Origin of the sequence: Blautia sp. MSK17_66, from assembly GCF_020538025.1 — a bacterium.
GTDB lineage: Bacteria > Bacillota > Clostridia > Lachnospirales > Lachnospiraceae > Blautia_A.
This window is the reverse complement of the sequence record NZ_JAJBNQ010000014.1, coordinates 91643-98551: the sequence shown is the minus strand read 5'-3', so window position 1 is coordinate 98551 and position 6909 is coordinate 91643. Positions and strand designations below refer to the sequence as shown.

General features: G+C 42.9%; 6 protein-coding genes. 1 reads left to right on the top strand and 5 read right to left on the bottom strand.

The window, feature by feature from the left end:
- Positions 1 to 23: 23 nt before the first annotated feature.
- Positions 24 to 464 carry an FGGY family carbohydrate kinase gene (locus tag LIR34_RS09195; RefSeq protein ID WP_173902580.1) on the bottom strand — a complete coding sequence of 147 codons (441 nt, stop codon included), beginning with the start codon at positions 462 to 464 and terminating at the stop codon, positions 24 to 26.
- Between the two features lie 374 nt (positions 465 to 838).
- Between LIR34_RS09195 and LIR34_RS09190 the strand changes: the two genes are divergently transcribed.
- Positions 839 to 1807: a sugar-binding transcriptional regulator gene (locus tag LIR34_RS09190; protein ID WP_173902579.1), complete on the top strand. Its 969-nt coding sequence runs from the start codon at positions 839 to 841 to the stop codon at positions 1805 to 1807.
- 104 nt (positions 1808 to 1911) lie between these two features.
- Here the strand turns inward: LIR34_RS09190 and LIR34_RS09185 are convergent, their stop codons facing one another.
- The 4 genes from LIR34_RS09185 to LIR34_RS09170 all read right to left on the bottom strand — a co-directional run bounded on the left by LIR34_RS09185 (position 1912) and on the right by LIR34_RS09170 (position 6889).
- Complete coding sequence (locus LIR34_RS09185; protein WP_202017294.1) at positions 1912 to 3069, bottom strand: iron-containing alcohol dehydrogenase; 1158 nt, start codon at positions 3067 to 3069, stop codon at positions 1912 to 1914.
- Between the two features lie 117 nt (positions 3070 to 3186).
- Positions 3187 to 4314, bottom strand: a complete 1128-nt coding sequence (locus LIR34_RS09180; protein WP_173902577.1) for an alcohol dehydrogenase catalytic domain-containing protein — start codon at positions 4312 to 4314, stop codon at positions 3187 to 3189.
- A gap of 23 nt (positions 4315 to 4337) precedes the next feature.
- Complete coding sequence (locus tag LIR34_RS09175) at positions 4338 to 5873, bottom strand: xylulokinase (protein WP_022214818.1); 1536 nt, start codon at positions 5871 to 5873, stop codon at positions 4338 to 4340.
- A 29-nt stretch (positions 5874 to 5902) separates the two neighbouring features.
- A complete protein-coding gene (locus LIR34_RS09170) occupies positions 5903 to 6889 on the bottom strand; it encodes a Gfo/Idh/MocA family protein (RefSeq protein WP_173902576.1) in 987 nt (328 codons plus the stop codon).
- Between the last annotated feature and the right edge of the window lie 20 nt (positions 6890 to 6909).

Here is a 6909-nt window from a genome sequence, read left to right as displayed (position 1 = left end):
ATCCCGCATAAAATCAAGGTATATTAGAATGTAGAATTTACTTTTTCATTCAAGCTGGGAATCATCCATTCAAAGGAGGTTTCCTTTCCACAGTAATTCAGAACCGGATGACCTGTATCATTAATCTCTTTCATTTCTTTTCTTGATCTGGCATCCATCCACATCATGGCGTTCATAAGCGGATAACCATTCTCATTCACTGCTATTGCAGTGGTGGAAGTAGCACATACACAACAGGCTCTGATGTTCTGTCTGATTTCACTTTCCACTGTATGTGCGATTTTTTCAAAAATTCCGTTGACAGCTTCCCACCAATTCAACGGATTCTGCTCAGCCCATCCAACCTTAGGAAATTCTGTCTCCCATTTCTGTTCCTGTTCAAAGATCAGTTTTCCTCCGGTATCACTGATTCCAATCCGCACACCCTGAGTTCCTGTGTCTATCCCCATAAAATAAGCTTCCATCTTTAACCTCCGCACCAATAAAATCGGAATTTTCTTATTTGCTTTTGTGCTTCTATTAGTTTTGATGAACATTTGTTACTGTACTTGTATCGTTTGTTTATAATTGAATATTACTATATGCTTTTGATATTGTCAATCATTTTTTGGAAGTTTGTCTGATTTTTGCTTGTTAATAAATTATTTTAGTTAATTTTTTCATTATAAATCTGTCTGTTCTTTCTTTTCATTCGTCATTTTGCCCAATATTCGAATTTTATTCAAATATTTTGACAACAAATCCACAAATGCCTTATTGCGATACAGAACACTTTGTGTTATACTCGCAATAAGTAAGTAAATCTTAACTATTATGAAAAAGAAAGAGACTATTGCCTATGCCTGATTACAAACGAATCGAATTACTTGTCAAAGTAGCAAAACTTTATTATGAAAATGACTACAGCCAGGAGATGATTGCGAAGAAACTCGGGCTTTCCCGTCCGTATATTTCCAAACTTCTGAACGAATCCAAGTCTAACGGTATTGTCAGGGTTCAGGTCGTAGATCCTTTAAGTATCGAAACCCCTCTGGAGAAGAATCTCCGCGAGCACTTCGGCCTGGAGAAAGTCCGGATTGTTCCGATGTCCGAAGGAACAGCATCACTTTCACGGCTTGGACTGGAAGCAGCCAGATATCTCGACACCATTCTTCAGGATGGAGACATTATCGGTCTTTCCTGGGGAGCAACTGTTTATGAATGTTCCAAAGCTCTGATTCGAAGAGATGATCTTCGGAACATTATCAATGTTCAGCTCTGCGGCGGTGTCAGCAACCTGAACAAGAACGTTTTCGCAACAGAGATCGCACAGAATTTTTCTGCTGCACTTGGAAGTTCTTCTTTTATCCTTCCTATGCCTGCAGTTCTTGATTCCAGAAAGATGAGAGATCTTCTGGAAAAAGATCACAATATGGGCAAGGTTTTCCAGTATGGTCGTGACGCCAACATCGCACTCGTGACTATGGGTTCTTTCGGACCTAAGAGTGCACTTGTACATACCGGCTACATCAGCCAGGACAAGATGGATGAGCTTTCTGCCAGAGGTGCAGTCGGCGATATCTGTACACATCTCATTGATATTAACGGAAATATCTGCGATCAGGAACTGGATCAGCGCACAGCCGCTGTCCCGCTTGAGGATATCCGAAATAAGAAATACCGGATCGGTGTTGCCCAGGGTCTCAGCAAAGTAGACTGTATCCTCGGTGCACTTAAGGGTAAGATCGTCAATGTCCTGATCACAAACGAAGAGACTGCACAGTGGGTTCTCAGCAAGGATGAGCAGCTCTGTGCCGATGCTGTATAGACTGCCAGTTCACTTTAGTTGTCTTTTCGATATGTATCAAACAGCAAAATGCCCTCTGCATTTCAAACTGAATGCAGGGGGCATTTCCTGTTTGTCTTTTTTATTTATTTTGCGTAGTATGCGTCCATGAACACTTTCTGTACATCTACAAGGGTTGCTTCTCTTGGATTCTCCGGCATTCCGGTATCTTCGAGTGCATGAAGAGAAAGTGTCAGCACATCCGACGGTTTGAATGCAGTCTCTGATAATTTCGGGATATGTATTCTTTCTGCAAGCTGTTCAATATAGGTGATTGCTGCATTTGCTGCCTGATCTGGTGTCATATGTGCTGTATTGATCTTGAGTGCACGTGCAATATCTGCATAGCGTTCCTTACAGGAAGGGAGATTGAATTTCATTACGTGTGTAAGGAGGATCGCGTTTGCAACTCCATGCGGTGTATTATAAAATCCACCAAGCTGATGAGCCATCGCATGTACCATGCCAAGTCCTGCATTGGAAAAAGCAAGCCCTGCCATATATTCTGCCCAGCACATATCTGTTCTTGCATCCATGTCGCGTCCATTTTCGCAGGCTTTCTGCAGGGATTTGGCTACCAGTCCGATTGCTTCAAGTGCCAGACCGTCAGTAAACGGAAAATGCGACTTCGCAACATAGGCTTCGACCGCATGGGTCAGAGCATCCATTCCGGTAGCTGCGGTAAGGGGTGCCGGCATATCCACCATCAGTGCCGGGTCGTTCAGTGCCAGATAGGAAAGGCAGTGTGCATCGACCATCAGCATCTTTACTTTACGAACTTCATCTGTTACTACATATGCTCTGGTAACTTCTGATCCTGTTCCGGCTGTTGTATTGATCGCGATCAGCGGAACACCGGATTTCTTTGATTTGTCAAGTCCATTGTAATCTTCGATATTACCGCCGTTTTTTGCCAGGATACTGATTGCTTTGGATACATCCAGCGGGGAACCGCCTCCGATTCCGATCAGGTAGTCGCATCCCTCTCTGTCGTAAACTGCCTTCGCCTCATTGACCAGGGATACGGTCGGGTTTGGCTTAACTCCGGTATACAGCGCATATGGTTTACCGGCACGATCCAAAACATCTGTTACCTTCTTCACTGTACCAATCTTATACAATCCCTCATCCGTAACGACCAGCGCCTTATTTCCGGCTATGGTATCGATATATCTTGGTATCTCCTGAATGCAGCCCTTACCAATGATGGTATGTGCAGGCTGGTACAATTCTTTGTAGTTCATATTGACTTCCTCCATTCATCCTAAGCCTTTCTATGAACAAATGATACGCATTAAGTAACTTTCGTTCTTGATTCAGAGTATCATATTGCTTTAAAAAAGTCAATATTTATCGGAAGATTATGGGTGAACCAGTACTTTCATTGCGTTTCTGTCTCTGATTGCCAGGAAGCCTTCTGAAATATCCTTCAGATCATAGACATCTGTTACATATTTTTCCAGGTTCAGTTTTCCCTCTTCCACATATCTGATGATTTCTTTCATCATTCCTGCGGTAGTTGCATGAACACCATGAATGGAAAGTTCTTTGTAATGAATCAGATTACTGTCCAGATATCCTTTTCCGTCGCCTGCAATTCCACCGAACAGGCTGATTCGTCCTCTCTTGGCTGCGATGATCTGTGCTTCTGTGTGGGCACTCGGAACAGAAAGTGCTGTGATTACAACATTTGCGCCTCTTCCGTTCGTGATTCGTTTCACTTCCTCTACAGTGTCCTGCTCCTTCGGATTGATTACGATAATGTCCGGAATCATTTTCTTTGCAATCTCAATTCTTGGTTTTGCAATTTCTACCATGATAATCTTGGATGCACCTGCAAGACGGGCAAGTTCTGCATGAATACAGCCAATGTATCCACTTCCATAGATGACTACATAATCATCTGGCTGAATATTCAGATAGGTCTGTGCGTTAAATGCACATGCTGCCGGTTCAGAAAGTGCTGCTGACATATCAGAAACACTGTCCGGAATTTTGATCACATTTCCCATATCAATAACGTGCTTCGGAATTTCCATTTTTTCTGCAAAAGCACCTTCATACTGGAAACCAAATGTCTTAAGAGAATCGCACATATTGGTGTGACCGGTCTGGCAGGGCCAGCATTTGCCGCATCCTACTGCCGGTGCTACCGTTACACGGTCTCCTTTTTTGAATCCTTTTCCTTCTGCATACGCACCGACATGTATTACAACTCCTGCCGATTCATGTCCCATGATCCTCGGTGGGGTAATTTTGGCATTGCCTTTCATAAAAGTTCTGAAATCGGTTCCGCAGATAGATGCATAATTAATTTTTACAATCATGTTATCTGCTTTCGGAACTGGTTCCGGCATCTCTTTGATCACCATTTTTCTTTCTTCATTCATCACATATGCTTTCATTTTGCCGGAAACAGTTGTTTCTGATACATATTCTGTAATTGTATTCCGTACAATAGATTCTACCTGTGATTTTGTCAAACTCATTTCTCCGTTCCTCCTGTCAGCCTTTATTCATTCGCAAGATCCTGGATCCTCTTATAGAAATCATGCAGCTCTGTCACATATTTCTTATACAGATTCATGTATTTATAATACCGTTTTCCATTCTCCGGATCTGGTGTGTAGATTGTCTTGCTGCTTACAAATTTCTTTGCGGTTTCTTTAAGATCTCCAAATACACCAATTGCATTTCCGGCGAGAATGGATACGCCCCACATTGCCACGTCATCTCTGTTGATGGTCGTATACTTTTTGTTCTGGATATCTGCACTGAGCTGCGTCCAGACCGGTGATTTTGCACCGCCTCCTATAATTTTGACCAGATCAATCGTATATTCCGGATACAGTCTCTCAATGCTGTTCATACATAACGTAAAATCATAAGTAAAGCTTTCAATCAGAGCTTTGTAAAAATGCGCTTTGCTGTGGCTCCAGTCATATCCCATCCACATTCCACGAAGTGCACCATCAGATGGCATGGAATTTCCTCCAAGGAGTCCGATCGCCATCAGTCCGTCACATCCAGGCGGGATGTTTTTCATTTCTTCTTCCATCTGTGCAAACATCTCTTTGGAAGTGATTCCTTCGTGTTTCACAAAAGTGTTCATAAACCAGTCCAGTGTAATTCCTGAACCTGCAACAAAGTGTGTCGCATAGAAGTCACCTGGAATCGCCGATGGCAGAACATCCAGTCTGCGTTCTTCCATATCCGGTCGATATTCCGGTACACAGGTGCTGACTTCGCCGTAAGATGAAGCTTCAAAAATCGTATCACCATAGTCCACAATTCCTGCCCCCAGGCATCCTGCTACTTTGTCACCTGCACCGGAAACCAGTGGAATTCCCTCTGTAAACCCTAACTCTGCTGCCATTTTTTTGTTCAGATGTGCACAGATATGATTTGAATTTACGATTCTCGGAAGATATTTCTGGTCCAGATGGATCGCATCACAGATTTCATCTGACCAACGGTCGTTCTGCACATCTGCAAGTCCTGTCCACTCTGTAAACGATCTGTCCATTACTGCATCTTCTGTAGAGATGTCGCCCAGTTTTCCGATTACATAGCCACTGATCATCAGATACTTCGCAATCTTTTCGCTTTCTTTCGGATATTCGCTGCGGAACCATTCTACCTTTGGTGCCATCTGTGGAAAGTTGGTTCCTCCGACTCTCAGGAACTCATCTTTTAATTCTTTCATCTGCCGCTCTGCATATGGCATATAACGGCTGTCCAGGGAACAGGACCAGGTTGTGATATCATTCCAGTCTTTATCAACTCCCATGAATCCTGACATCTGTCCGGTAAAAGAAATCGCTGCGATATTCTTCTTTCTGTCACCGATTTTTTCTCCGACTTTTTTCATGCACGCAATTACCGATGCAAGAAGTTCTTCTCCTTTCTGAATAAAAACTCCCGGCTTTGGACGGTAGTCTTTCACAGGTTCCATCTCAATTGCAATGCACTGACTTTCTGTATTGTAAACCCCTGCTTTGATAAAGCTTGTACCAAGGTCAACCGCCATTAATAATATTTCTTTCATACTCAATCTGCCCTTTCTGAATTTGTGCGTCAGTCTGATGCATAAAGGATTCCCCATTCTTTTCGGGTCTTTTCTATCAGTTCTCCAATTGCGATCGACTCTTTCCAGGTGAAATGCGGACACTCCTTCTTTCCCTGTTCCAGACATTTCATAACTTCCTGTATTTCATACTGAAATCCTGTTTCACAGTACTCCTCACTGAAACATTCTTTTTTTCCATTGTTTAAAATCAGCTTTGCCGTGGTCGGATGCCAGAATTCCGGTCCTATCAGGATCTTGCCTTCCTCTCCTACGATCTCCACTTCTGCATTTCCTATCTGATTAAATGCTCCGCTCAGTATTGCTGCTCTGCCTTCTGAATACGTGAGAAGCATTTGGAAACATTCATCTACCTCTCCGTTTGATTTCATATTGGAATAAATCTTCTGTGGGTCTTCCGGGAATACCAGATACGACATTCCAAGAGAATAAATTCCAACATCCCGAAGTGCACCTGCTGCATATTTGATTCCGGCTTTCCAGGGCTGCCAGTCATCAATATCCGGCTTGATATCAAAGCCGGCACGGACTGTCAGTGGCTTTCCGATCCGTCCTTCTTTGATCCAGTTTCTTGTCTGTATGACTGCCGGAAAACATCTCGTCCACATGCCTTCCATCAGGAATGTATTCTTTTCTTTTGCTTTGTTCAAAACTTGCGTAAGCTGCTTTCCATTATCAACCATTGGTTTTTCGCTCAGTACAGGGATTCCTCTTTCCAGAATCTCCATAATATATTCAAAATGACAGGAATTCGGAATTGCCAGATATACGATATCGATTTTTTCTGTATCCAGCATTGTTTTCAGATCTGTGTAGACTTTTTCACAACCATAGTTCTGTGCAAATTTTTTGCCTGAATTTTCACTTCTGGAAACAACAGCTTCCAGAATCGCATCCTCCACTGCACGCATCCCGGATGCAAATTGATTCGCGATATATCCTGTCCCGATAATCGCCCATTTTGTTTTTACTGCCATATCTTTCAGCACTCCTTATT